The organism is Nocardia sp. NPDC003183 (assembly GCF_053590715.1).
Genome location: NZ_JBSFTG010000001.1, coordinates 1,620,461 through 1,642,701 on the forward strand (window position 1 = coordinate 1,620,461; position 22,241 = coordinate 1,642,701).

A 22,241-nucleotide genomic window follows, 5' to 3' on the forward strand; every position below is an offset into this window, starting at 1 on the left:
TCGCAGTGTCCGCCAAGCAATCACATTTGATCCACCTCGTGCCTCGTGAAACCAACCTCGACAGGGGATAATTGCCGTGACCAGTCCAAGCCCAACGGCCAACGATGTCGTCCTAGCCGAAAGCCACGGTCCCGTTCTTGTTCTGACCCTGAACAGGCCCACGAAGCTGAATGCGTGGAATGACGCGATGGAATCTCGCTACTTCGCCCTGCTGGATGAAGCCGAGGCCGATCCCGACGTTCGCGCAGTCGTGTTGACCGGCGCAGGTCGCGGATTCTGTTCGGGCGCAGACATGGAAGACATGGCAATCGTGGGCGAGCGAGAGGATATCTCCATTCCACAGGCTGCCGTTCCTCATTATCGTCCACTCACCTTCAGGAAGCCACTGATCGCCGCGATAAACGGCGCTGCTGCGGGCATCGGCCTGGTGCATGCCCTCTACTGTGACATCAGGTTCGCGGCACCCGATACAAAATTCACCACCTCGTTCTCCCGACGTGGTTTGGTCGCAGAATACGGTGCCTCGTGGTTGTTGCCACGAATCGTCGGACGAGGCCGGGCTGCCGATCTTCTGTTCTCGAGCAGGGTTGTGAATGGAAAAGAGGCAACTTCCATCGGTTTGGTCGACTTCGTAGCCGAATCTGACCAGGTACTGTCGGCAGCAATAAAATATGCGTCTGATCTGGCCTCGAACTGCTCACCGGCGTCGGTGAGCACAATCAAAGCACAGCTGCTACTTGCCGAGGAAAACTCCTTCTACGAGGCATTCACAGATGCCGACGCTCGAACGCTGGAGGCGCTCAACAAACCCGACCTCGTGGAGGGAGTCATGAGTTACATCGAAGGCCGACCGCCGGCCTTTCCTGGACTGTCGTTCCCTCAAGAATGACGTGTTCGACACCTACTCGATCGACAGCCAGGAAGTTCGGCAAGGCCTACCTGCCGCTCCCCGCACAACCACGGACTAGGCACATGATTGACACTTGGGCAGAAGAACTCCGACCCAGAATGAAGCTCCACGAAGTACTGGAGCGCGCCGCAAGGCTGCACCAGGGGCGGATGGCTGTGCTCGACGGGAATACAGCACGAACCTTCGGTGAGCTTGCAGGTGATGTCGAGCTGGTCGCGACCGGTCTAAGCTCCATCGGCATCAGCCCTGGCGATCGCGTGATCGTCTCGATCTCGACCGGGCTCAAGGGGATCGTCGTACTGTACGCACTGTCCCAGATCGGCGCGGTTTCCGTTCCGATCAACGAGTACTGGACGCCGGTCGAAGTCGAGTCGGTGATTCGGCGCTCCGCCGCGATCTATGCCGTGTCCGATACAAGGCTCGGCGAACCGGGCCAGCCGCTGCCTGTCGCACTTGGCATGGTCGATCCCCTTCGAAGGCCGAGCTTTGGGGTGATCGACGACAACCTCGAGATCAGGTGGCAGCGGCCCGACATCAGCCCCGAGGCGCAGGCCTGCAACCCCGACGACACCGCGATGCTGCTATTCACAAGTGGAAGCACAAGCACTCCGAAGGGGGTGTTGATCACTCACGCCGGCCTCGTTGGCGCCGCTCATTATGTCGGCCTCACCGGTGAAATCTCGGCCGAAGACCGCATGATCCACATGCTCCCCCACTACCACGTGGGAGGAGTCGTCGACGGAATACTCAGCATGCACCTGGTCGGCGCAGCTACCATCCCGATCCGGTTCAACGCTGAACGGATCCTTCAGATCTTCGAGCACGCGCGAGCCACAGTCTTGGTCGGGTTCGATTCGATGATCGACGCAGTTCTCGCTGCGGCCACCTACGACCGACGACGTCACCCGTACTGGACGACCGCGATGATCACCGGCTCCGAGCAAACCTACGACCGCCTCCGCGCTGTCGGAGTGACGCGCATCGTGACCGGCTATGGCATGACCGAGACATCAGGACTGGCGGCCGGCACCCGCCCGTCACAGCCCGACGAGATCCGGCGCGCCGGTCACTGGATGCCCGTCCCGGGTGTCGAGGTCAAGGTCATTGACCCAGTGACCAACCAGCCGGTTCGCGAGGGCATGAGCGGAGAACTCGCTATCAGGGGGTGGAGTCTATTCCGCGGCTATGTCGACGGCGAAAAGCACTGTGATGAAGCCGGCTACTTCAGAACCGGCGACCGGGTGAGGCTCAACCCCGGACACACATTCTCTTTCGATGGCCGCCTGAAGGACATGGTCAAAACCGGCGGCGAGAATGTCGCCTGCCATGAAGTCGAGGAGTTTCTCGTCTCCAATGTCGACGCTATTCGGTCGACGGTTGTTGTCGGCGTCTCGGACGATCGCTGGGGACAGATCGTGGTCGCGCTTGTCGAGTTCCGACCAGGATCGGAACTTTCCGAGGATGCTGTCCGCGGAGTGTGTTCAGGAAAGTTGTCCGCATTCAAGATTCCCAAGCGAGTCATCGCGGTGCCACCCGGGACATGGCCATTAATGGCGTCCGGAAAGGTTGACCGCCAAGCGCTCACTTCACAGGCAAGCGAATACATCAATACTTCACAAGTGTCTTTCAAATCCTGACAAAGTTCATTTCTACCTACTCCGAAGAGGACACCAAAAAATGCCATTGACCAGCAATCCTTGTTCGCTCCACCGGTCATGGAGCCGATGAGCGGATGGTAGATACGGACTACATCCCCGTCAGTCTTCGCTGGCGCGACACCGACCAACTCGGTCACGTATACCATGCCTCACTTGTTTCGCTACTCGATGAAGCGCGTTCCCGTTGGATCCAACAACGCGGAATCAACACGATGAACTTCGTGATCGCCCACCTGGATATCACCTATAAGCAAGAGATCGTCATTGGCGATGAAGAAATCCGTGTCGGCGTCGAGATTTTCCACGTCGGCACCTCCAGCCTGGGTACTCGCGAAGTCATACGTACCGCCAAGCGCGGAATCTGCGCGGAATGCGAATCCACCTTGGTTCGGTGGGACCCCGTGACCCGCGCGTCCACACCCATGACCGACTACGAACGGGAAGCAGCGCTAGGCACGAACAGTGCCAGCTCGTTCAACCTTCACCACTGAACCTGCGGGGAAAGCACGCTGTCGCCGCGGGTTCGGTGTCCGGACTCCGAAACCGACCAAGCCACAGCCCCGGTACGACGCCGCCCCACTACCGCTCGGTCAACGCCTGGAACGGCGCCCAGACCTCCGCGCTCCGACCATGCGGAGGGCGAGTTCGACATATCCCGCAGCGATGACATCCGCGTCGGAGTAGGTCTTGAACACGGGGCAGACCATCGCTATCGACGGCGGCGTCACCATCACCTGAGCTCACCGACTGCACCGCGTATCGCTCTCCCCGAGACAGATCGCTGCGCGGCGGCAGGCAACAACCCATCCTCTCCACTCCCTGCCATTGGCAGGTCGACCCGGTAGGAAGGCTATGCTCCCCGAGGAACAACGACTGATCGATGTGGCCCTGGTGTGGGAGCCGTTCGGCGGGCCACCGAGCGAGGAACTTCTGGTCAGGTTCGGAATCTCGCCGGCGGTGTTCCGTGATCGGGTTCAGCGCATCTTGAAGGCCCGCAGTACCCGCAGGGATGAGCCCTTCCGACAACACGCGAGGTGGGTGCTGCGCTCCTACCTCGCCGACGACCCTATCTCGACCTCGGCACCGCACCGTCGATCGGACTAGGAACGCAGAGTTCATCGATCGGTGCCTCAGCTGATGGCCCGTCACCGGAGCCGTCTTCGGCAGCGGGTGGTGCGGTCGTAGGGTTGGCCGAACCCGACGAGCGTTCGACGTCACGATGGCATTCGCACTCGGCTAGCACACGGCCATAGACAAACAAGTCCCACCACGAACAGCACCTCGACAACCCTCGAGCACGCCACACGGCCCACTCCGCCGCAAATGGCACCCTCGCGAGATAATGGCCGCGAGATGACCGAGACCAGCGAAACCACCGAGCCCCGCGGCGATGCGACCCGAGCGCGCCTGCTGGATGCCGCCATCGCCGCCTTCGCAGAGAAGGGCTTCAACGGCACGACCACCCGCGACATCGCGACCGCGGCCGGGATGAGCCCGGCCGCGGTCTATGTGCACCACAAATCCAAGGAAGAGCTCCTCTACCTGATCTCGCGGTCGGGTCACCAGGAAACACTGGACGTGGTCCGCAACGCGGTCGCCTCCTCGAGCGAGCCGACCACGGCGCTGCGAAACGTCATTCATGACTTCGCCGTCCATCATGCCCAGGGGCAAACCGTGGCCCGCATCGTCAACTACGAGCTTGCCTCGCTCACCTCCGAGCATTTGGCCGAGATCCGTGCGGTTCGCCGTCGCATAGACCACACGATTCGTGAGCTCGTCGACCGAGGTGTCGCGGCCGGCGTCTTTCACACCCCTGACTCACGGATAGCCACCGTCGCGCTCCTTTCTCTCGGTATCGACATCGCTCGCTGGTACCGAGAGAGCGGCGACTGGAGCCCCGAAGACATCGCCAACACCTACGCCGAGATGGCTCTACGCATTGTCGGCGCTCGCTGACTCGCAATAACGAAATCCCGTGTCATCGATAGGCATCGGTGACACGGGAAGCCGGGCCGACCACAGACCCGCGCCGCTGAAGGTCCTTGCCGAGTCAGGCCACCACGAGCACGACGACATCGACCACACACCCGGGCTTGTCCCCACCCTCGCGTTCCACGGTGACCCGAGTCGTGATCCGATGTCCGGCGCCGGATTCGGCAACCGACAACAACTCCACCCCGGCTCGAAGCCTGGACTCGACCGGGACCGGCGCGGGAAAGCGCACTCTGTCGGCGCCGTAGTTGACGGCCATCTGCACCCCATCGATCCGATACACCTCGTCGATCAGGTGCGCGACCAGCGACAGCGTCAGATATCCGTGGGCGATGGTTGTCCCGAACGGACCCAGCGCAGCCTTGTCCGGGTCGACGTGGATCCACTGACGGTCACCGGTCACCTCGGCGAACAGATCGATCTGATCCTGGGTCACCGTGTGCCAACCGGAGTACCCGAGGTGTGTACCGACCGCGGCCTCGACCTCGCCGATGTTCTGGAAGATATTCACGAGGTGGGGCCTCCCGCGACGTAGAGCACTTGGCCGGACACGAACCCGGCACCGCGACTGGCAAAGAACGCCACGGCGTGGGCGATGTCGTCGGGGACACCGGTCCGGGCGACCGGAATCTGTGCCGCCACCGCAGATTTGAAGTCCTCGAAGGGCACACCCATGCGTTCCGCGGTCGCGGCCGTCATCTCGGTCTCGATGAATCCGGGCGCGATCGCGTTGACGGTCACACCGAACTTGCCCAGTTCCAGTGCGAGGGTCTTGGTGAAACCTTGCAGGCCTGCCTTGGCCGCCGAATAGTTCGCCTGGCCGCGGTTGCCCAGCGCCGAGGTGCTCGACAGGTTCACGATGCGCCCGAAACCAGCTGCGGTCATGTACTTCTGGGCCGCTCGGCTCATCAAGAACGAGCCGCGCAGATGCACATTCATCACGGTGTCCCAGTCGTCGGCGCTCATCCGGAACAACAGGTTGTCTCGGATGACGCCGGCGTTGTTGACCAGCACAGTGGGTGCGCCGAGCTCGGCGACAACCCGCTCGATCGCGACATCCACGGCGGCCTCGTCGGAAACATCGGCGCCGATGGCGATCGCGCGCCCGCCGCTGATCTCGATCTGCTCGACGACCGGCTTACATGCTGCCTCGTCGAGGTCGAGCACGGCAACGGCCAGTCCGTCGGCGGCGAGGCGGCGGGCCACGGTGGCACCGATACCCCTTGCCGCGCCGGTCACGATTGCAGTGTTGGTGGTGGTCATCGAATCACTCCTGATCTTTTCGGGTTGTGTCACGACAGTCGCTCCAGCACCATCGCCATGCCCTGTCCGCCACCGACGCACATGGTCTCCAAGCCGAACTGCTTGTCGTGGTAGCGCAGCGAGTTGATCAACGTGCTGGTGATCCGGGCGCCGGTCATGCCGAACGGATGTCCGATCGCGATCGCGCCACCGTTGATGTTGAGCTTGTCCTCGGGGATGCCGAGCTCGCGGGCCGAGCCGATCACCTGGACCGCGAAGGCTTCATTGATCTCGACCAGATCGATGTCACCGATACCGAGCCCGGCGCGCGCCAATGCTCGACGCGAGGCCTCGATCGGGCCCAGCCCCATGATCTCGGGCGAGAGCGCCGAAACGCCGGTGCTCACGACACGTGCGAGCGGCGTGACGCCCAGTTCCTTCGCGCGGGTGTCGGACATGATGACCAGTGCCGCCGCGCCGTCGTTGAGCGCGCAGCAATTGCCCGCGGTGACGGTCCCGTCGGGCCGGAAGACCGGCGCGAGCCCGGAGACAGTTTCTAGCGTGACCCCGGACCGGGGACCGTCGTCGGCGCTGACCACCGAACCGTCGGGCAGCGTGACCGGAGTGATGTCGTTGTCCCAGAATCCATTCGCGATGGCCTTTTCGGCCAGGTTCTGCGAGCGGACACCGAAGGCGTCCTGCTCGGCGCGGGTGATCCCGGTGCGCAGAGCGACGTTCTCGGCGGTCTGTCCCATGGCGATGTACACGTCGGGCAGCAGCCCATCGCCGCGCGGGTCAGTCCACGACGCGCTGCCCGCCGCACGCTGCGCGGAGCGGGCCACAGCCTCGGTGAAGAGCGGGTTCTCAGTGTCGGGCGCGCCGTCCGCGGAACCTTTGACGAAGCGGCTCACCGTCTCGACTCCTGCCGAGATGAACACATCGCCCTCGCCCGCCTTGATCGCATGCAGCGCCATACGCGTGGTCTGCAAGCTCGACGAACAGTAGCGGTTGACAGTCGTACCCGGCACTGTGTCCAGCCCGGCGGCGACAGCGACCACCCGGGCCATGTTGAACCCCGACTCACCAGCCGGCTGACCACAGCCCAGCACCAGGTCCTCGATTGAGGAGGGATCCAGTTCCGGCACCTGCGCCAGCGCCGCACGCACCATCTGGACAGTGAGGTCATCGGGACGCATGTCTTTGAGCGAGCCTTTGCCTGCGCGGCCGATCGGGGAACGGGCCGCAGCGACGATCACAGCTTCTGGCATCGAATCTCTCCTCAAACTAAGTAAGCGCTTGCTTAGCTCATCGTGCAGCAGGCCACACCTCTCGGTCAATAGAGACCGCGCCATAGGAGTGTCTGGCATGTCACATACCGACACGACGCAGCGTCGACGGTCGTATGGCATGGCCGATGCAACTCTCCACAGAGCTCCAAATACCCACCCACCCCGACATCTGCCTGTTGCCGCAGTTCACCACAGAACCCGGTCGGCCCGCCCCACAAAGTCCAACGTCGCCCGTAGCTCCGACCATCCACGTCACCGACCTGGCCGCAGCCGATCCAGATGGCAATTGATACGAGCCGGGACTACGTTCCGCTGCTGGTCGAAGACGACGCCGACCGAGTCCTGCCCAACTCCAGCTGAGCAGTCGGTATGAGCCACCCCGACGACGATCCGGACGTGGCTCAGGGCCGCAAATTCCTTGAAATCCTCACTGCACAGGCAGCGAGGCTCGAAACTGACATGACACTGGCGGGCTCTCCACAGCAGCGCGCCGCGTGGCACGGCGAATGGCGCCAGCTGCACCGCTTCATCGACGCCCTGCACCGCCTGTTCCCCGACCTTGCCGGCGAACAGGTCGACTATCACGCCGATTGGCGAATTCACCGCATCGTGATGTTGCGGCCTGCCCTCAACCTGCCGAATTGCATCGCAAATTCCCGGACGGACAGCGAATCCCCTTGCCAGACAACCTATTTGCCTCACTGCGTCCGCGAAATCGAGCGGCTATGGCCGCACGCCACGCACATAGCTCGACGGATGGACCCGGGCCGCCCGTGCAACCGGCCCCCAGCGGATGGCCGAGAACTGAAACTGGGTTGAGATCGTGCAGGTCGCTCTCCTGGATACCGATGCTTGTCCTCATCGGCGCAGGCTGCGGGATCCATCGCCGTCCACGGCTCCGCTTGTTCGGGCTGACAGTTTGTGGGCCGCTGGCCGTCGCTTCATCCTCCGACCGGCCCTGAAGCTGGCCCTGGACCAGCCTCATCACCGCCGTCCTCGGCCAGCTCGCATTCCTGCCGAACCACGGCTGAACAGCGAGTTCACAGACTCCTCGCCAGCCGGAGCAGCGTCCGTCGGCGTCCGCACGCCACGACAAGTCTGACGGTCATCCGCCGGCAGAGTTGGCCCGGGCTTTCAGCGGGCGATCGAGATGGCGAAGGGCGTGAATCCGGTGGATCGGATGACATGCGGTACGAACAGGATCGCGGCCTCCGTGGCCCGGGCGGTCTCGATCCCACCGAGGTCTGTGATCCACTCCTGCTGCCAGCTGAGGTCGGCGAGGAGCCCGCGTACGACCTGCTTGGCTTCCGGGTCCGCGCCGGAGAGGAAGACGGTCGGCGCCTGGGCGAGCGCGGCGGGAGCGGTCATTACCGGGAAGAGCATGGTGTTGAGGGTCTTGACAACGCGTGTTTCGGGAAGCGCTTGTTGGAGCTTCTCGGCCAGGCTCGAGCCGGGGTAGATCAGGTCAGCGGGCAGTCCGTCCGGTCCGTCGGTGGTCGCGTTGGAGACATCGATGAGGATCTTGTCTCGCAGTTCCTCGCGCAACGCGCTGAGCCGCTCCAGCGAGCCTGCTCCCGGGGTGGCGTTGATGACGATCTGGGCTGTTCGGGCGGCAGCGGCGCCAGCGCCTGGCGCGCGGTCGGCCACGGTTACCTCGTGCCCGGCCTGGGTGAGGGCCTCGGCCAGGTTGGCGCCGACGCGGCCGTTTCCGAGAACTGCGATCGAGCTCATGATGATGGAGTCCTTCCGTAGGTGTGGAGTGTTGTGGTGTGGGTCAGCGGGAGAGCGTGGTGACGGCCTCGGCGTGAACGCCGGGCGCGGCGGCCAGGAAGCTCTCGCTCTGCGGGGTCCAGGGGCGGCCCTCGGCGGTGGTGATCCGGCCACCGGCCTCGTTGACGAGCAGCGCCCCGGGCAGCAGGTCCGCGCGGGCACCGGCGAACTGCCAGAAGGCGTCGATGCGGCCGGCGGCCACGTTCAGCAGGTGCAAGGTGGCGGGCACGGACGTCCGCACGACAAGCGCGCCGAAGAGCATCGCGGTGATCGAGGAGCCGATGCGCTGCACAACCTGCTCGTCCTCGTCCGGCCGGGCCTGACTCGTGGACACCAGGCTCAGGCCGAGGTCCACGGTCTGGGACACGTGCAGCGGGCGGCCGTCGAGGTGGGCGCCCCCGCCGGCGAGTGCGGTGTAGGTCTCACCGGTCAACGGCAGGTGCACCGCGGTGAGCACCGGCTGGTTGTCGCGCACAAGAGTCGCGGTCACCGCCCACTCCGGCAGTGCGTGTAGGTGGTTGACGTTGCCTTCGGCCGGGTCCACGACCCACCATTCGCCGTCGGGCAGCGCCCCGCCCGCGAGCTCGTCCTCCACGAAGCGAGCGTGAGGGCGTAGGCGCCTGAGAGCGGGGGCCAAGACGTCGAGGGCCGCGTCATCGTTGGCAGCGAGCGCGCGCATCAACTCTTCGCGGGTCTCGTAGCGGACCACGTCTCCGAACCGTTCCCGCAGCACCGAACCCGCCGCGCGTACGGCGTCGGCGGTCTGGCCGAGCAGGTCGGCGTCGGACGTGGAGCCGGCGGTTGCGGCAATTGCGGAGGTCTGGATCGAATCGGACATGGAGGTGCTCCCATCTGAGCAGGGGTGGGGTGAACAGCAGGACCAGGCGGAACCGTGTTGCATTCGCGCCCGCATCTCGAAGGTAGAAGGGCTAACAATTAACAGCAAGTGCATGTAAAGCATTGCTGGAATGATTCTCACGCAATTGAAGGTGCACCTCCTCGAAACTCCACGACGAGGTTCGCGCCCAGCGCCGCGCCGAGGATCCCGAGGACCGGGATCATCAATCCCGTGCCCGCCAGCGACCCCAGCAACGCCCCAACGAGCGCCCCAGCCACTGTCGCGGCAGCCGTGAACCGGGGTCCGGGCTTGGCCGCCGGTCGAGCGAAGTGCGCACCGAGGCCGATCAGCAGTCCGGTGCCGGGCACCACCACGACCGGGTCGGCGATGAACCAGCCCGGCGCCAGCGTCCAGATGACCAACACCCCGAGAAACCAGCCGGCCAGGCCGAGCGGCACCATGGTCAGCGCCCGGATCCACTGGCTCGCCCGGCGATTCGAGGCGCCGCGACGCAGGCGCCTGCGGGCCAGCAGGCCGAGTACCAGCCCGCCCAGCACAACCCCGCCGGTGGGGACGCCGACGAGGAGACCGGCGATCGTCGACATGCTCAACGGCACGGCGTCGAAGGCGACGGGACGCCGGTCGAACTGAGTGCTGTCGACGTAACCGGTATCGAAGAAGGTGGTCAGCAGGTGCTTGCCCGCCTCGGGCTGGTGTTCCCAGAAGTCGTGGGTGTGGCCGAGACCGGGCAGCACCACCTGGTGCCCGCTCGACAGCGCGGGCAGCAGTTCGTTCGTCGCGTTCACCGGCGGGGTGGAGAAGTCGAGCTCGCCGCCGATGAGCAGCGTTTCGACCGCGCTGGGCCCGACCGTGCGATATCCGGCGTTGTCGGGGCTGTCCGGCCACACGGTGGAGAATCCGTTCGGGCCACCCCAGAGGAAGTCGGTCGAGGCGTTGCCGAGGATCGAGCCGGGATCGCCACCCTGGGCGTAGTAGTCCCGCACGGTGGGGGCGTCGATCATGGCGAACGACGCGAACTCGCCCCAGACGATGGAGGTCGGCAGCGCGGTCTCGGCAAGTACCGACATCGCCCACAGGGCGCATGGGCCGCCGTCGAGGAAGGCGTCGATGGCGGTGGGCGCGTTGTTGGGGGCTGATCCGCCGCCGTTGTGGTGCATCGCGTACTGGCCGAGGGCCCGCACGTTGGTGTTCTCGATGGGAAACGGCCCCCACCTCGAAGGCATCGTGGCGACGGTGTCGCGGATCGTGGTCGCGAGATCGGGGGTCTTCGCAGCGCACGCGGCGTCGGCCCGGCACAGCTGGGCGTACTGCGCGAACTGGGAGTCGGTGACGCGCGGGTTCCAGAACAGATGGCCGGGCGGGTTGACCGAGATCATGGCCGAGCGCAGCAGCGCCTCGGGGTGGCGCCACGCGTAGACCATCGCGGTCCGGGTTCCCGCACTCGAGCTGACCAGATTCACCCTCTGGTAGCCGAGAGCTCTTCTCGCCGATTCCATGTCCTCGACCCGCTGGACAGCCGAGTAGCCGGTCAGGTCGACGCCCGAGTGCTGGAGACGGTTCGAGCACTGACCGAACGCCCGGCTGGTCGAGGAAAGCGCGTCCGGTCCCGTCATGCCGTCCGACGACGATTGCAGCGCGGATCTCACCTCGGGACAGTCGAGGCGTCGTGAGCCGTCGACTCCCCGGTAACCGACGAGTACGACATCGTGGTGGTCGGTGAGTCGGCTCGCTTCGGGGAATTCCAGGTTCGTCAGGCCCGGTCCGCCGCCGAGCCGGATGATCGGTTCGCCCACGGGCTGCTCGGTGGCGCGGATCCGGACCAGGGGCAGGGCGATCAGGTTCGACGCCGGGTTCGAGCGGTTCTCCGCGACCACGAGCGTCCCGCAATCCGCGGGCCGCGTTCCCGCTTCCATGTCGTAGGTGCAGGACTCGAGGGTCAATGAGTCCGGCGCGGCACCGGGCGGGACACTCGGGGTGTCGTCGGGCCAGAAGGTGAGGGTGCTCAGGACGAGCAGAACGGCCCCGCCGCCGGCGAGGGCCACCATCCGGCGGCGGGAGAGGGACAAGCGCATAACGGCACGCTATGAGCCGCGGCTACCGGTCGGCGTCACCCTGTGATGTGATCACTATCCCTCTCGGGAGGGACTCCCGGCCGGTTCACGCCGGGCACAATGACCGGATGCTCAGCGCCAGAAACGAGGTGGACCGCGCTGCGCTGGGCCGATGGCTCGGGCGCGCGGGTACGAACGAGACGGAGCGTTCTCTGGCGCGTCAGTCCGTCCTGGTGGGCGTCGTGTGCCTGGTCGTCGACGTGGTGAGCTTCTTGACGCACGGTCCCGAATCAGGGCCGTGGAACCCCCTTCTGCTGACCGCGATAGTGATCGCGGACGTGGCCCTGGTGACTGCGCCGAGGTTCTCCGGCTGGGTCGCGGTCGGGCAGGTCACGCTGATGTGCGCGCTTGCGTTCGTGCTTCCCGGCCGGAGCGCGAGCACCGCGGGCCAGCTGGTCAGTGCGTACCGGGCCGGTGCCTGGCTGCGAGGTTGGCCGGCCGGTGCGGCGCTGGCGGCCTCGTGCGGTGGGGTCCTGTGTTCGTTGCTGATCGCTGGGCTCACTGCACCGGCTGCCCTGGTGAGCCTCGTGGCCGCCAATGCGCTGATGCCGTGGCTGGTCGGGCGATATACCACTGCACGCAAAGCGCATGTGGACGAACTGCGCCACCGACGCGAGGCCGCACTGCGAGACGCGCAAGCCGAGGTTGCCGAGGCAGTCGCCAAGGAGCGAGAAACGATCGCCGTCGAGCTGCACGACGTCATCTCCCACCATGTCAGCGCGATCGGCGTCCACGCCACGGCGGCCCGGCTCAACCTCGTTGCGGACCTGCGCACCGCCGACGGCGCGGTGCGCACCTCGCTCACCGCGGTCGAGGAGTCCAGTCAGGCCGCAATGGTCGATCTGCGCCGACTGCTTTCGCTGCTGCACGAGGGTGATGAGTCACCCGATCAGCCGGGACTGGCGATGCTGCCCGATCTGTTCGACGGTGTCGGGTCTTCGGGCCTTCAGGTGACCTACGTCGTCTACAACACCGCCTACCCGCTGCCCCGTGCCATCGACACCACGCTGTACCGGGTGGCGCAGGAGATGATGACCAACGCGCTGCGCCACGGTGACGGGAAACGTGCTCGAATAGAACTCGACTACGGTAGCGACCGCATATGCTTCACCGCCCGCAATCGGATCGTCTCCGGCGTGGATCCGATCGGGAGCGGCTCCCCGGCCGCCGGCTTCGGCATCGGACTCGAGGGAATGCGTAAGCGCGCGCAGACACTGGGCGGATCGGCAGCCTTCGGCATCGTCGGCGACGGGCTCTACTGGGAGTCGAGCGTCGCGATTCCGTTGAGAGGTCAGTCATGACCTTGCGGATCGTGATCGCCGACGACCACGCGATGTTCCGGTCCGGCTTTCGCGCGGTCCTCGACGCTCAGCCGGACATGGAATGCGTCGCCGACGTCGGTGACGGGTACAGCGCGATCGAGGCCATCCGGTCCCTTGACGCGGACCTCGCCGTCCTGGATGTGCGCATGCCGAAACTCGACGGTCTCTCCGCCGCCCGGCAGCTGATGTCGTCAGGGCGGCAGACCTTGAAAGTCCTCCTGCTCACCACGTTCGGCACCGACGACTACCTGCGCTCGGCATTGGCCTGCGGGGTGAGCGGGTTCGTCCTGAAAAGCTTGCCCCCCGAAGAACTCGTGACCGCGATCCGCGTCGCCGCCCGGGGCGACACCTATCTCGACCCGTCGATCACCAGCCGACTGGCCCCACGGCTGGTCCACGCGCTGACCCCGGATCCTCCGGACCGGGAACGAGCTCCCGGCCTGGATCGGCTCACCGCACGCGAACGGGAGGTGTTCCTGCTTATGGCCGCCGGCTTTTCCAACGCCGACATCGGCGAACAGCTCTACGTCGGCGAACAGACGGTCAAAACCCACGTCTCACGTGTGCTGGCCAAACTCGGACTCAGAGACCGCGTACATGCCGTACGCTTCGCCCATCACCACGGCCTGATCGAACCGAACGACACGTCCGGGCTATGACCGGACACGCCGTCACCGTCAACGGATTCACCCGCTCCCGCTGTCCTCCGTGCTCGTCAGGATCGCGTCAGCGACAACGGTGAACAGCCGGTCCGCCCGGGAAGCGAGCGCCGGTTGGTCACCTGCCCAGGCGAGCATGGCAATGAGTGCGAACAGGTCGTCGCCGTCGATGTCATCGCGCGCCGCGCCTACGGCCTGCGCCCGGGCAAGCAGGCGGGCACCGGCCGCGCGCAGGGTGGTGCACGAGACGTGCAGTGCGGACCCGGGGTCCTCGATAGCGGCCGTCATCAGCACCGTCACGCCGCGATATTCGGTGGTCCACGCGGCACACTCGCGCACCCACGCGACCAGCGCGACCTCGACTGCCTGCGACGCCTCTACCTCGGCTGCCCGGGCCGTCAGCTCGTGGAAGCTGGTGTGCAGCAGCGCCTCCAGCAACTCCTCGCGCGTCGGGAAGTGCCGCAGCAGCGTCGCGAGCCCGACGTCGGCCCTGCGTGCGATGTCGCGCATCGAGACATCGACACCCTGCTCACTGATGACGGTTCCCGCCACGGTGAGCACATGGTCGCGGTTTCTCCTGGCGTCGGCTCGCATGGCTCCCTCACTTATCCCTTGACTAAATGGTTCACTGATCCATATATTCGGATCAGTGAACCATTTAAATGGATCGCTGATCCGAATCAGCGTACCCGCACCACAGATGGAAGGAGAACGATGTCGGCCCACACGATGAACGCCATCCGGCTACACGAATTCGGCGGCCCCGAAGTGCTGCGCCACGAACAGGCAGAGATACCCGAACCGGCGCCGGGCGAGGTACTCGTCCGCGTGCACGCCGCCGGCCTCAACCCACCCGACTGGTACGTACGTGAGGGCATGCCTGGCATCCCGCCCGAGTTCAAGCCCACGCTCGACCTGCCCTTGATCCCGGGGACCGACATCTCGGGTACCGTGCACGCCGTCGCCGACGACGTCCACAGCTTCACCGCCGGGGACGAGGTCATCGGCATGTTGCGTTTCCCCGTCCTGATGCAAAGCGGTGCGTACGCCGAGTACGTCACCGCTGCGACATCCGATCTCGCCCCCAAGCCGGCCACGATCGACCACACGCGCGCCGCCGGGTTGCCGATGTCGGGGCTGACGGCGTGGCAATACCTGATCGATGTCGGCCACGACCATCCCTCCCCGTTTCAGGACGCCAGGCATCGTCCCCCGGAGCTGAACGGCGACACCACTGTGCTCGTCAACGGCGCAGCGGGCGGCGTGGGTCATCTTGCCGTGCAACTGGCCAAGTGGAAGGGGGCCCGCGTCATCGCCGTGGCATCCGGACGCCACGAGAAGTTCCTGCGCGAAATCGGCGCCGACGAGTTCATCGACTACACCGAGAGGCGTCCCGAAGACCACGTGCGGGGCATCGACGTCGTCCTGGATGCCGTCGGAGGCCCAACCAGCCGACGATTCCTGCCCACCCTGAAGCGCGGCGGAGCCCTTCACCCGGTTTACGTCGGGGAGTTCGACGACGAGGAGAACGCGGCACTCGGCATCACCGTCAGCGGCACACAAGTCCGCACGAACGGCACCCAGCTCGCCGAACTGGTGCGCTTGCTCGACGCGGGCGTGATCCGCGTCGCGATCGACAGCACGTTCACCCTCGCGGACGCCCGGGCCGCACACGCGCGCGCCGCGCACGGGCACCTTCAGGGCAAGGTCGTCCTCACGGTCACATAACCCCCGACCGGCTGCGCCGCCGAACCACCGACTACTGAATCCTGGTAAGAGGTGTATTTGTTGTGGCCACCACCGACATGATCGCTCGCACGCCACCGCCAACTGACCCGGCAGACCCCCGGTGCCGCTGTCACGATCGGTGCCGGGCGTGGCGGGTTGTGTCGGGTAATCGCCGTAGCCGGGCCGCGGCCGCGCCGATGCCGCGACTGGCGCCGGTGATGAACACGACCTTGCCGGTGAGCAGGCCGAGGGGCGTGGCGTTCGTTTCGTTAGTCATGGTGACAGCGTCCGTTCGACTGCCGGGCGGAGACAGCCACAGGCCTGCACCAGGCAACCGTCCCGGGTGACGGGCAGAGTTCAGTTATGGACAAGAAGGAACTCGGGGCGTTCCTGCGCAGCCGCCGCGAGCGGCTCCGCCCGGAGAACGTCGGCCTGCCCGCTGGCTTGCTGGACGTGCTCGGGGCGGAGGCCGACGAGTTCCGGCGAAGCCGCGCCCGCAGGCAGGGCGGCTCACACCGGGGGGTGCAGATGAGTGCGCTGTCCGTCGTGGTCGAGGATGACGAGGATCTCCGCCGGGCCGCCGTGTGCCTTGACAGCATGGGGGGTCATCGTGGAGAACTCGGCGGCCTGGCCGGTCTCGACCCGGACAGCGCGTTCGCCGAGGATCAGCGTGACGGTGCCGGATAGGACGGTGAACCATTCCCGGCCCGGGTGCACGCCGAGCTCGTCGACACCCGGTCCTCGCGCCTGGTCGGTGATGCGCATCTTGGCGACGCTGACACCGGCGGGCGCTGAGCCGCGGCTCAGCAGCCAGGTGGTCAGGCCCCGCTGCTCGTCACGCTCGGGCCTGATCACGACATCCTCGTCGTTGACTGCTTCCACCAGCTGGTCGATCGAGGTGCCGAGGGCTCGAGCCAGTGCGGTCAGCTGGTCCAGGCTGATGCGCTGACGCCCGGTCTCGATACGGCTCAGACCGGACGGACTCATCAGGGCACGCTCGGCGAGGTTGTCCAGAGACCAGCCACGTGCCCGCCGCAGACTCCGGATGCGCATGCGTACCGTGCTGTCCAAATCGCTTTCTTGCGTCATATGCAAGAGTGTATGCGATCTACGCAAGGCGGCGCTACGGTCGAAGCATGCACACGAACCCCGCCGAAACCACCACCTTTCACACGCACCAGGACCACGCGGGAGCCGACGCCGACACGGTCGCGATGGCCGAGCTCCTGGAGCTGGACGCCGAGGTTCTGCGGTCCTACCTCACGCAGCTGATCAACTGGCTGGGCGAGCTGTCCGACCGGGAGCCCGTTCGCATCGTCGATCTGGGCAGCGGGACCGGGACCGGCACCCTCGCCCTCGCACAGCGCTTCACACACGCCGCCGTCACAGCCTTGGATCTCTCCCCCCAGCTACTGCACCGGCTGGCGAAGAAAGCAACCGCGCTCGGACTCGCCGACCGGGTCCAGGGCGTCCGGACCGATCTGAACGAGGGCTGGCCGCAGTTGGAAACCAGCGACCTGGTCTGGGCGGCCGCATCACTGCACCACATGGCCGACCCCGACCGTGTGCTCGCCGAAGCGTTCGACAACCTGCGCCCGGGCGGCCTGCTGGCGGTCACCGAGATGGACTTCTTCCCCCGCTTCCTGCCCGACGACATCGGCGTGGGACGTCCCGGTCTCGAGGCCCGCGTCCACGCCACCCTGAACCCGGGCCCGCCCCTCGACTGGACCGAGCACCTGGACCGCGCGGGATTCGTCCTGGAAGCCGAGCGGCCGTTCGCCCTCGATCTGCCCGTACCGCTGCCACCGGCCACCGGCCGCTACGCGCAGGTGTGCCTGCACAAACAGCGCTCCCACCTCGGCGGTCGGCTCAGCCCTGACGACATGGCCGCACTCGACGCCGTCCTCGACAGCGACGGCCCCCACAGCATCCTGCGGCGCGCCGACCTCACCGTCCGGACCACCCGCACCACCTGGGCCGCCCGCCGCCCCTGACCCGAACGCCCCGACCTTCCCCGATTCCCCTGTTCGCGCCCAGAAACGGTTCTGTCATGAGCAACACACACCTGTCCCCCGCAACAGTGCCCGCCGAGACGCCGCCCGCGCCGCCGCTCCAGCCGAGGCGCTGGTGGATCCTGGTGATCATCGGCATCGCCCAGCTGATGATCGTCCTCGACACCACCATCGTGAACATCGCCCTGCCCTCGGCTCAGGCCGATCTCGGCTTCTCCGACGGTGACCGCCAGTGGATCATCACCGCCTACGCCTTGGCCTTCGCCTCCCTGCTGCTGCTCGGCGGCCGCCTAGCCGACCTCTTCGGCCGCAAACCCGCCTTCCTCATCGGCGCGGTCGGCTTCGCCACCGCCTCCGCCGTCGGCGGAATGGCGACCAGCTTCGACATGCTGGTCGCCGCCCGCACCTTCCAGGGCGTGTCCGCCGCTCTGCTCGCACCGGCCGCGCTGTCCCTGCTCAACACGACGTTCACCGAGGCCGGGGAGCGGGCGAAAGCCTTCGGGATCTTCGGCGCGATCGGGGCTTCCGGCACCGTGTTCGGCCTGCTCATCGGCGGCGCCCTCACCGAAGTCTTCGACTGGCGCTCGACGATGTACATCAACGTCCTCTTCTCCGCTGTCGCCCTCGTCGGCGGCTGGAAGCTCCTGTACAACACGCGCGACGCGGTGAACTCGAAACTGGACCTGCCCGGCACCCTGCTCATCTCGACAGGCCTGTTCACGCTGGTCTACGGATTCTCCAATGCCGAGTCGCACGACTGGAGCTCCCCCCTGACCTGGGGTGCCCTCGTCAGCGGCGCTCTGCTGGTGGTCACGTTCACCTGGTGGCAGACCCGCGCGAAGCACCCGCTGCTGCCGCTGCGCATCCTCACCGATCGCGACCGCGCCGCCTCGTTCACCACACTCACGGTCACCGGGGCCGGCCTGTTCGGTGTGCTGCTCTTTCTGACCTACTACCTCCAGCTCGATCTCGGCTTCAGCCCCATCAGGACCGGCCTGGCATTCCTGCCGATGATCGTCGCCATGATGGTCATGGCGCAGGTCGCCACGATGAAACTCGTCCCCCGCTTCGGGCCCAAGATCGTGCTGCCGACCGGATTCCTCCTCGCCGCCCTCAGCCTGGCCTTGCTGACCGGCATCAGTCTCACTTCCGATTACCTGACCAACATCTTGGCGCCGCTCCTGCTGATCGGCGCGGGGCTGGGCGCCATCGTGCCCGCCTCCATGTCGCTGGCCACCGACGGTGTCGCCGCCGCGGACGCGGGTGTGGCCTCGGCGACGGTCAACGCCATGCAGCAGATCGGCGGTTCGATCGGCACCGCCCTGCTCAACACCCTCGCCGCCGGCGCGGCAGCCACCTACATGGTCGGCAGGGACGCCACCGACGCCACGGCCCGGGCGAACGCCGCGATCACCAGCTACACCACCGCGTTCGGGTGGTCTGCGGCGCTGTTCGTCGTCGGCGCCGCCATCACCGCGCTGCTCTACCGGTCCAGGACCACAGCACCGACCCCGCAGGACCCAGCACCTTCCCTCGTGTGACGTAACCGCCCACCTGTCCCCCCGCAACAGTCCAGATGAGAGTGCTCATGACCGAGATCCACGGTTTCGCCGACGAAGGCTTCGGGCCCGTCGCCGACGCCTTCACCGACAATTTCACCCGCGGTTCCGAAACCGGCGCCGCCTGCGCGATCTACCATCGCGGCCGATTGGTGGTCGACCTGTACGGCGGGTATGCCGACAACACCACCGGACAGCCATGGAACGCCGACACCGTCGCCGTCGGGTTCTCCGCCACCAAGGGCCTGATGGCCCTGTGCGGCTACATCGCACAGCAACGCGGCCTGCTCGACTTCGATGCCCCTGTCACGTCCCTGTGGCCGGAGTTCGGCGCAAACGGCAAGCAGCGCACGACGATCCGTGACGTGTTCGCGCACCGCGCCGGACTGGTCGCGCTCGACACCGACCTCACCTTCGCAGACGTCGCCCGCTGGACACCCGTCATCGCTGCCATCCAAGCGCAGCGACCGCACTGGGAACCCGGCACCGATTTCGCCTACCACGCACTGACTTTCGGCTGGCTCACCGGCGAGATCCTGCGACGAGCCACCGGACTGCGACCCCACGACCTGCTGGCCGAGTACCTCACCACACCGTTGACCGCCGACGCCTGGATCGGTCTGCCCGCCCACGTCGAGCCCCGCGTCGCCCGTATCCACCCCGCACCGGAGATCACCGGACCGGAAGCACACGCCCTGCTCGAGAAGGTGATGAGCATGCCGGCCCTGGTGCGGTCGGTGACGCTGGGAGGTGCCCTTCCCGTCCGCTTCCTCGACAACAGCCCCACCGACTTCAACTCCGCTGCCCTGCACGCAACGGAGATCCCCGCGGCCAACGGCATCATGTCGGCCACCGCCCTGGCCAGGATCTACGCCGCGGCGGTGTCCACGATCGACAACGTCCCCCGGCTCCTGAGCGACCAGAGCATCACCGACGCGCTGGCACCACGCTCGAGCGGCACAGGCTGGCCCGGCGTGCTCACCCCGCCCGGCATCCGCTTCTCCACCGGATTCCTGATCAACAGCTCGGCCCGTCCCCTTCTCTCCGACTTCGCCTTCGGCCACGACGGATCCAGCGGCAGCCTCGGCTTCGCCGACGCCGACGCCGAGATCGGTTTCGGCTACCTCAACAACCAACTGACCAACACCGCCGACGAACGAGCCGACCGCCTCACCACAGCACTCCAGAAGTCCCTCGAGGCATAACGCATAGGCGACCACACGCACAGGGAGGTTCGTGGCAACACCCATGATCTGACTGTGCACATGACCTGAGAACCCAGTGCCCAAGCGTGAGTCGGCCGAAAATCCGGCAGCAGTTTGGTCATGCCATTGCGCTTCCATCGGCAGATGATCGCCACGAAATGGCGATCATCTGCCGCTTCGACGGCTGGCGTTGACACGCGCACTCGCCGCGGTGAGCTGGCCACCGCCAACACGCACACGGCCAACCGGCACCTTCAGTCACACAAGCGATGATCGCGATCGAACAGAGTGACGACGCTGTGAGGTGCTTCCCGGCCGAAGAAGACCTCCAGGTTCTGCGCCGAGCGGCTTGCGGCGTCGCTGCTGCGCGGGAAAAGCCGCTGTTCGTAGGCGGTGAGCGCGGCCTCGGTGTCGGATTGCTCGACCAGCTCAGCGGCCAGGTCGGCGCCGTCGTACATGGCGAGGTTTGCGCCCTCGCCGGCCGCGGCCGGTGGGCCTGCGGAAGCTACCTCGTCGCTGCGGCCGGTGCAGCTCACTGCGCTGAGGTGCTCAGTGTCCGACCGGTTCGGCGAGTCATTACGAAACCTCACTACATTAGGCAAGGATTCGCTACATTCTTGCGCATCGGGTGTTCGGCGCCGGTGATTCTCGCAGCCCAGGAGGGATCAGTCGTGCCAGTGCCCACTCTTGCCCGCGCGTGGGCCAGCCGGATCGCCGATCTCGCCGCGGCCCCACCAGCTCCGGAACATCTAGCCGCTGACCTGTGCGCTGTCCTCGAGTGTCTCGTCGACGCGCTGCGCGGACCGCGCCTGGACCTCGCCGGCGCCGAACGTGCGGGTATCGCTGTCGCCGGCCTCGGGTTCAGCGACCCCGCAGTGGTTGCACAGTCGATACCGATTCTGCAGACGCTGTGCACACACTGCGAGACCGCAACAGCCGACTTCGGCGTCCTGGCAGGCGGATTCGGTTGTGGCTATGGACGAACCGCGGCCACGTTGCAACAGCGTGGCGCTGCCGAAGGTATCGAAGCCGCCTTCCGGCACGCCGGCATCGCCATCTCCATCGGTGACGGGGATGGGCGGATCCTCGATGTCAACCCTGCCTTCGAGAAGATCACCGGATATCGGCTCGACGAACTTCGCGGCCGGAACGGATTCGAGCTAGCAGGAGAAGGCGCCCCCGAGATCAGGCGACAGGTCATGGCAGAGCTCTCCGAGCGACAGTCGACGCGTTTCGAAGGCGAATTCGCTCGCCCAGACGGTTCCGCCGGGTGGATCACCTGGACCGTGACTCGCTGCGAAACCCCCAACGGGGACAAGGAATTCATCCTCGGCGTCGCCGAGGACACCACCGAATACCACCTCACCACCCAACAACTGCAGTGGCAGGCATATCACGACCCGCTCACTCACCTGCCCAATCGGCGCTATCTGCTCGACCGCATGCGCGAACTGCTCGCAGACGACAGCATCGAGCGCCCACAACTGGTCTGCGCGCTCGACATCGACGAGTTCAAGCAGATCAATGACACCTACGGCCATGACACCGGCGACAGACTCCTGATCGAGATCGCCCACCGCCTGCAGACGTGTCTGCAACCTTCGGACTTTTTGGCTCGCTACGGCGGCGATGAGTTCATCGCGATCCTCGGCCACACCGACGATCCACACCACGGCTCCCGGATTCTGAGCCGACTACACGCGGTGTCTGACACCGGATTCGCAGTCCAGGACGGTCCCATCGGATTCTCGTTCAGCATCGGCGCGGTGAGCGTTGCCGGTGCGGGAGTAACACCGGAGCAGTTGCTGACCGCCGCCGATCAGCAGCTCTACGCTGCCAAGGCTATGGGTAGGAATCGAGTGATCCTGCGTAGCGATCCGGTCGCGCCCGCGACCGACGAATGAGGCGGGCGGCGCAGGGTGTAC

At 66.0% G+C, this 22,241-nt stretch carries 22 protein-coding genes; 12 read left to right on the forward strand and 10 right to left on the reverse strand.

The window, feature by feature from the left end:
- The first annotated feature begins 76 nt into the window (after nucleotides 1-76).
- The 4 genes from ACWDXS_RS07415 (at nucleotide 77) to ACWDXS_RS07430 (ending at nucleotide 4,524) form a co-directional block, all read left to right on the forward strand.
- Entirely contained in the window at nucleotides 77-889 is an 813-nt protein-coding gene (locus ACWDXS_RS07415) for an enoyl-CoA hydratase-related protein (protein WP_449963165.1), read from the forward strand.
- 119 nt (nucleotides 890-1,008) lie between these two features.
- On the forward strand, nucleotides 1,009-2,547 hold the full coding sequence (locus tag ACWDXS_RS07420) for a class I adenylate-forming enzyme family protein (protein ID WP_449963168.1): 1,539 nt from the start codon (nucleotides 1,009-1,011) through the stop codon (nucleotides 2,545-2,547).
- A 95-nt stretch (nucleotides 2,548-2,642) separates the two neighbouring features.
- Complete coding sequence (locus tag ACWDXS_RS07425) at nucleotides 2,643-3,059, forward strand: acyl-CoA thioesterase (protein WP_449963171.1); 417 nt, start codon at nucleotides 2,643-2,645, stop codon at nucleotides 3,057-3,059.
- Nucleotides 3,060-3,921: 862 nt separating this feature from the next.
- Nucleotides 3,922-4,524, forward strand: a complete 603-nt coding sequence (locus tag ACWDXS_RS07430) for a TetR family transcriptional regulator (protein WP_449963174.1) — start codon at nucleotides 3,922-3,924, stop codon at nucleotides 4,522-4,524.
- A 94-nt stretch (nucleotides 4,525-4,618) separates the two neighbouring features.
- On the opposite strand, the gene ACWDXS_RS07435 is transcribed toward ACWDXS_RS07430, so the two are convergent.
- Genes ACWDXS_RS07435 through ACWDXS_RS07445 form a run of 3 tightly spaced genes read right to left on the reverse strand, consistent with a single transcriptional unit; the run spans nucleotide 4,619 to nucleotide 7,070 of the window.
- On the reverse strand, nucleotides 4,619-5,071 hold the full coding sequence (locus tag ACWDXS_RS07435; RefSeq protein ID WP_449963176.1) for a MaoC family dehydratase: 453 nt from the start codon (nucleotides 5,069-5,071) through the stop codon (nucleotides 4,619-4,621).
- On the reverse strand, nucleotides 5,068-5,823 hold the full coding sequence (gene fabG, locus ACWDXS_RS07440) for a 3-oxoacyl-ACP reductase FabG (protein WP_449963179.1): 756 nt from the start codon (nucleotides 5,821-5,823) through the stop codon (nucleotides 5,068-5,070). Before fabG ends, ACWDXS_RS07435 begins: the two co-directional genes overlap by 4 nt.
- Nucleotides 5,824-5,852: 29 nt before the next feature.
- On the reverse strand, nucleotides 5,853-7,070 hold the full coding sequence (locus ACWDXS_RS07445; RefSeq protein ID WP_449963453.1) for an acetyl-CoA C-acetyltransferase: 1,218 nt from the start codon (nucleotides 7,068-7,070) through the stop codon (nucleotides 5,853-5,855).
- 390 nt (nucleotides 7,071-7,460) lie between these two features.
- Between ACWDXS_RS07445 and ACWDXS_RS07450 the strand changes: the two genes are divergently transcribed.
- A complete protein-coding gene (locus ACWDXS_RS07450) occupies nucleotides 7,461-7,910 on the forward strand; it encodes a hypothetical protein (RefSeq protein ID WP_449963182.1) in 450 nt (149 codons plus the stop codon).
- A 315-nt stretch (nucleotides 7,911-8,225) separates the two neighbouring features.
- On the opposite strand, the gene ACWDXS_RS07455 is transcribed toward ACWDXS_RS07450, so the two are convergent.
- The 3 genes from ACWDXS_RS07455 to ACWDXS_RS07465 form a co-directional block, all read right to left on the reverse strand.
- A complete protein-coding gene (locus ACWDXS_RS07455; RefSeq protein ID WP_449963185.1) occupies nucleotides 8,226-8,822 on the reverse strand; it encodes an NADPH-dependent F420 reductase in 597 nt (198 codons plus the stop codon).
- 43 nt (nucleotides 8,823-8,865) lie between these two features.
- A complete protein-coding gene (locus ACWDXS_RS07460) occupies nucleotides 8,866-9,699 on the reverse strand; it encodes an inositol monophosphatase family protein (protein WP_449963188.1) in 834 nt (277 codons plus the stop codon).
- Nucleotides 9,700-9,836: 137 nt separating this feature from the next.
- Nucleotides 9,837-11,792, reverse strand: a complete 1,956-nt coding sequence (locus tag ACWDXS_RS07465) for an alpha/beta fold hydrolase (protein ID WP_449963191.1) — start codon at nucleotides 11,790-11,792, stop codon at nucleotides 9,837-9,839.
- Nucleotides 11,793-11,899: 107 nt separating this feature from the next.
- Between ACWDXS_RS07465 and ACWDXS_RS07470 the strand changes: the two genes are divergently transcribed.
- Nucleotides 11,900-13,132, forward strand: a complete 1,233-nt coding sequence (locus ACWDXS_RS07470) for a sensor histidine kinase (RefSeq protein ID WP_449963194.1) — start codon at nucleotides 11,900-11,902, stop codon at nucleotides 13,130-13,132.
- Nucleotides 13,129-13,812, forward strand: a complete 684-nt coding sequence (locus ACWDXS_RS07475; protein ID WP_449963196.1) for a response regulator — start codon at nucleotides 13,129-13,131, stop codon at nucleotides 13,810-13,812. The genes ACWDXS_RS07470 and ACWDXS_RS07475 overlap by 4 nt, the downstream gene beginning before the upstream one ends.
- 27 nt (nucleotides 13,813-13,839) lie before the next feature.
- Here ACWDXS_RS07475 and ACWDXS_RS07480 read toward each other — a convergent pair whose 3' ends face one another.
- Nucleotides 13,840-14,406, reverse strand: coding sequence for a TetR/AcrR family transcriptional regulator (locus ACWDXS_RS07480; protein WP_449963199.1), 567 nt, complete (start codon nucleotides 14,404-14,406; stop codon nucleotides 13,840-13,842).
- 120 nt (nucleotides 14,407-14,526) lie between these two features.
- Here ACWDXS_RS07480 and ACWDXS_RS07485 point away from each other — a divergent pair, with 120 nt between their 5' ends.
- Nucleotides 14,527-15,540: an NADP-dependent oxidoreductase gene (locus ACWDXS_RS07485; RefSeq protein WP_449963202.1), complete on the forward strand. Its 1,014-nt coding sequence runs from the start codon at nucleotides 14,527-14,529 to the stop codon at nucleotides 15,538-15,540.
- A 130-nt stretch (nucleotides 15,541-15,670) separates the two neighbouring features.
- Here ACWDXS_RS07485 and ACWDXS_RS07490 read toward each other — a convergent pair whose 3' ends face one another.
- Together ACWDXS_RS07490 and ACWDXS_RS07495 are read right to left on the reverse strand one after the other, a co-directional pair.
- On the reverse strand, nucleotides 15,671-15,817 hold the full coding sequence (locus tag ACWDXS_RS07490; RefSeq protein ID WP_449963205.1) for a hypothetical protein: 147 nt from the start codon (nucleotides 15,815-15,817) through the stop codon (nucleotides 15,671-15,673).
- A 233-nt stretch (nucleotides 15,818-16,050) separates the two neighbouring features.
- Nucleotides 16,051-16,629 (reverse strand): helix-turn-helix domain-containing protein, encoded by a 579-nt coding sequence (locus ACWDXS_RS07495; protein ID WP_449963208.1) that lies wholly within the window; start codon nucleotides 16,627-16,629, stop codon nucleotides 16,051-16,053.
- A 47-nt stretch (nucleotides 16,630-16,676) separates the two neighbouring features.
- On the opposite strand from ACWDXS_RS07495, the gene ACWDXS_RS07500 reads away from it, so the two are divergent.
- The 3 genes from ACWDXS_RS07500 to ACWDXS_RS07510 are packed head-to-tail and all read left to right on the forward strand — an operon-like array spanning nucleotide 16,677 to nucleotide 20,316.
- Nucleotides 16,677-17,534, forward strand: coding sequence for a methyltransferase domain-containing protein (locus tag ACWDXS_RS07500; protein ID WP_449963211.1), 858 nt, complete (start codon nucleotides 16,677-16,679; stop codon nucleotides 17,532-17,534).
- Between the two features lie 56 nt (nucleotides 17,535-17,590).
- Entirely contained in the window at nucleotides 17,591-19,093 is a 1,503-nt protein-coding gene (locus ACWDXS_RS07505) for an MFS transporter (protein ID WP_449963214.1), read from the forward strand.
- A gap of 47 nt (nucleotides 19,094-19,140) precedes the next feature.
- Complete coding sequence (locus tag ACWDXS_RS07510; RefSeq protein ID WP_449963217.1) at nucleotides 19,141-20,316, forward strand: serine hydrolase domain-containing protein; 1,176 nt, start codon at nucleotides 19,141-19,143, stop codon at nucleotides 20,314-20,316.
- A 254-nt stretch (nucleotides 20,317-20,570) separates the two neighbouring features.
- Here ACWDXS_RS07510 and ACWDXS_RS07515 read toward each other — a convergent pair whose 3' ends face one another.
- Entirely contained in the window at nucleotides 20,571-20,774 is a 204-nt protein-coding gene (locus ACWDXS_RS07515) for a hypothetical protein (RefSeq protein ID WP_449963220.1), read from the reverse strand.
- An 87-nt stretch (nucleotides 20,775-20,861) separates the two neighbouring features.
- Here ACWDXS_RS07515 and ACWDXS_RS07520 point away from each other — a divergent pair, with 87 nt between their 5' ends.
- Nucleotides 20,862-22,220: a diguanylate cyclase domain-containing protein gene (locus ACWDXS_RS07520; RefSeq protein WP_449963223.1), complete on the forward strand. Its 1,359-nt coding sequence runs from the start codon at nucleotides 20,862-20,864 to the stop codon at nucleotides 22,218-22,220.
- Nucleotides 22,221-22,241 lie beyond the last annotated feature (21 nt).

Excerpts from the sequence above, each read along its gene's own strand:
- ACWDXS_RS07425 (WP_449963171.1), top strand. The coding sequence starts at position 2,643 with ATGGTAGATACGGACTACATCCCCGTCAGTCTTCGCTGGCGCGACACC.
- ACWDXS_RS07475 (WP_449963196.1), top strand. The coding sequence starts at position 13,129 with ATGACCTTGCGGATCGTGATCGCCGACGACCACGCGATGTTCCGGTCC.
- ACWDXS_RS07470 (WP_449963194.1), top strand. The coding sequence starts at position 11,900 with ATGCTCAGCGCCAGAAACGAGGTGGACCGCGCTGCGCTGGGCCGATGG.
- ACWDXS_RS07490 (WP_449963205.1), bottom strand. The coding sequence starts at position 15,817 with ATGACTAACGAAACGAACGCCACGCCCCTCGGCCTGCTCACCGGCAAG.
- ACWDXS_RS07495 (WP_449963208.1), bottom strand. The coding sequence starts at position 16,629 with ATGACGCAAGAAAGCGATTTGGACAGCACGGTACGCATGCGCATCCGG.
- fabG (WP_449963179.1), bottom strand. The coding sequence starts at position 5,823 with ATGACCACCACCAACACTGCAATCGTGACCGGCGCGGCAAGGGGTATC.
- ACWDXS_RS07500 (WP_449963211.1), top strand. The coding sequence starts at position 16,677 with ATGCACACGAACCCCGCCGAAACCACCACCTTTCACACGCACCAGGAC.
- ACWDXS_RS07450 (WP_449963182.1), top strand. The coding sequence starts at position 7,461 with ATGAGCCACCCCGACGACGATCCGGACGTGGCTCAGGGCCGCAAATTC.
- ACWDXS_RS07505 (WP_449963214.1), top strand. The coding sequence starts at position 17,591 with ATGAGCAACACACACCTGTCCCCCGCAACAGTGCCCGCCGAGACGCCG.
- ACWDXS_RS07460 (WP_449963188.1), bottom strand. The coding sequence starts at position 9,699 with ATGTCCGATTCGATCCAGACCTCCGCAATTGCCGCAACCGCCGGCTCC.
- ACWDXS_RS07480 (WP_449963199.1), bottom strand. The coding sequence starts at position 14,406 with ATGCGAGCCGACGCCAGGAGAAACCGCGACCATGTGCTCACCGTGGCG.
- ACWDXS_RS07430 (WP_449963174.1), top strand. The coding sequence starts at position 3,922 with ATGACCGAGACCAGCGAAACCACCGAGCCCCGCGGCGATGCGACCCGA.
- ACWDXS_RS07455 (WP_449963185.1), bottom strand. The coding sequence starts at position 8,822 with ATGAGCTCGATCGCAGTTCTCGGAAACGGCCGCGTCGGCGCCAACCTG.
- ACWDXS_RS07485 (WP_449963202.1), top strand. The coding sequence starts at position 14,527 with ATGTCGGCCCACACGATGAACGCCATCCGGCTACACGAATTCGGCGGC.
- ACWDXS_RS07420 (WP_449963168.1), top strand. The coding sequence starts at position 1,009 with ATGAAGCTCCACGAAGTACTGGAGCGCGCCGCAAGGCTGCACCAGGGG.
- ACWDXS_RS07445 (WP_449963453.1), bottom strand. The coding sequence starts at position 7,070 with ATGCCAGAAGCTGTGATCGTCGCTGCGGCCCGTTCCCCGATCGGCCGC.
- ACWDXS_RS07465 (WP_449963191.1), bottom strand. The coding sequence starts at position 11,792 with ATGCGCTTGTCCCTCTCCCGCCGCCGGATGGTGGCCCTCGCCGGCGGC.
- ACWDXS_RS07510 (WP_449963217.1), top strand. The coding sequence starts at position 19,141 with ATGACCGAGATCCACGGTTTCGCCGACGAAGGCTTCGGGCCCGTCGCC.
- ACWDXS_RS07515 (WP_449963220.1), bottom strand. The coding sequence starts at position 20,774 with ATGTACGACGGCGCCGACCTGGCCGCTGAGCTGGTCGAGCAATCCGAC.